The 1,319-nt window shown below is 45.6% G+C and carries 3 protein-coding genes; 1 reads left to right on the top strand and 2 read right to left on the bottom strand.

What is annotated here, in order from left to right; genetic code table 11:
• A partial coding sequence (locus AC0L3J_RS37040; RefSeq protein ID WP_473350377.1) for a tail fiber assembly protein occupies positions 1 to 510 on the top strand: 510 nt, incomplete at its 5' end.
• A 28-nt stretch (positions 511 to 538) separates the two neighbouring features.
• Here AC0L3J_RS37040 and AC0L3J_RS37045 read toward each other — a convergent pair.
• Together AC0L3J_RS37045 and AC0L3J_RS37050 are read right to left on the bottom strand one after the other, a co-directional pair.
• Complete coding sequence (locus AC0L3J_RS37045; protein ID WP_000972119.1) at positions 539 to 1,066, bottom strand: tail fiber assembly protein; 528 nt, start codon at positions 1,064 to 1,066, stop codon at positions 539 to 541.
• Between the two features lie 2 nt (positions 1,067 to 1,068).
• The coding region (locus AC0L3J_RS37050) for a hypothetical protein (protein ID WP_473350379.1) at positions 1,069 to 1,319 on the bottom strand (251 nt) is incomplete at its 5' end.

Here is a 1,319-nt window from a genome sequence, read left to right on the forward strand (position 1 = left end):
GCTGGCAACCCTAAAACAAAAGAGCAATACCAGCTAACGAAACAATTTAACATCAAATGGCTTTATACAGAGGATGGGAAAAACTGGTATGAGGAACAAAAGAACTTTCAGCCTGATACGTTGAAAATGGTCTATGACCACAACGGCGTTATTATTTGTATTGAAAAGGATGTTTCAGCAATTAATCCAGAAGGCGCAAACGTCGTTGAGGTTCCTGATATTACAGCAAATCGCCGGGCTGATATTTCGGGTAAATGGATGTTCAAAGATGGTGTAGTGATAAAGCGAACTTATACCGAGGAAGAGCAGAGGCAACAAGCGGAAAATGAAAAGCAAAGCCTGCTACAGCTCGTCAGGGATAAAACACAGCTATGGGACTCACAGCTACGGCTGGGCATCATTTCCGACGAGAATAAACAAAAATTAACAGAGTGGATGCTCTACGCGCAGAAGGTCGAATCCACAGACACCTCCAGCCTGCCAGTAACGTTTCCAGAACAACCAGAATGAGAGAAGGCCCGCTATCGGGCCTTAATTTTTATTCAGGCTTTTGTGGCCATTCGGGATTTGCCGTATCCACACGGCTGACCAGAACACTGTAGCGTTCCCATGACTCCAGTCGTGCGCGTTCCTCATCCGTCGCCATATTCAGCCTGACAGCGCGTTCCAGCGGCTGGATGACTGATTCAGCTTCGGAAAGCAATGCGGCCTTTTGTGATTCGGCTTGTTGTTGCTGTTCGTCTGCCGTATAAATCCGTTTAACTACAGCTCCATCCTTAAACATCCACTTTCCTGAATCATCAGCGCGGCGGTTGGCTGTTATATCTGGAATCTCAACGACGCTAAAGCCTTCGGGATTAAGCGTTGAGGCATCTTTGGTTATGGCAACAATAATATTATTTTCGTCGTATACAATCTTTATGGTGTCGTCCTGAAAGTTATTTACTTCTTCATACCAGTTTTTCCCGTCTTCGGACCATAACCAGATAACATCAAAATTCTTTGTTAGCTGATATTGCTCTTTAGTTTTTGGATTTTCTGACTTAATGTTTTTCAGATGCATCATAATCAGGCGCTCGCTACATTATACCAGGTACCGTTGATATTCTTCTGAACCGGACGGATATAAACCTTGTCATCCCCTCCCTGCATTTCCCAGTCGCCATTGGTATGAAAACCTGTAATAACATGACCGGATGACGCCTTGTAATCACGAGACAAGCCGCCAGTCAGTGACTGAGTTCCCAGCCGAACGTCACGCACGTAGCGGGAGTCAAAGTTGGCGTAATGTCCCGGAATGACCTGAGCACCCCATAACC

This window comes from Bradyrhizobium sp. Kon37 (genome assembly GCF_055807535.1).